The following is a 298-nucleotide window of genomic DNA, read 5'->3' as shown; positions in this document are numbered from 1 at the left end:
GAGGAAGGCCTCAAGGCCACCGGCCGCGAACCACTCGCCCGGATCACCGCCACCGGCGTCAACGCCCTCGACCCCCACTACTTCGGCCTCGCCCCCGTCCAGGCCGTCAACCGCGCACTCACCAAGGCCGGCAAGACCATCGCCGACCTGTCCGTCCTGGAACTGAACGAGGCCTTCGCCGCCCAAGTGCTCGGCTGCATCGCCGAATGGCCCGAGTTCGACCCGGCCATCCTCAACCCCCAGGGCGGCGCCATCGCCCTCGGCCACCCCCTGGGCGCCTCCGGCGCCCGCCTCGCCG

1 pseudogene is annotated in these 298 nt (G+C 72.8%); it reads left to right on the top strand.

Annotation, left to right across the window (positions count from 1 at the left end):
• A pseudogene (locus tag IG08_RS0153535) lies at positions 1-298 on the top strand (3-oxoadipyl-CoA thiolase); the annotation flags it as partial.

This window comes from Streptomyces fulvoviolaceus, from assembly GCF_000718165.1.
Lineage (GTDB): Bacteria > Actinomycetota > Actinomycetes > Streptomycetales > Streptomycetaceae > Streptomyces > Streptomyces fulvoviolaceus.
The sequence above is the reverse complement of the archived record's forward strand: the minus strand, read 5'-3'. Positions and strand labels throughout refer to the sequence as shown.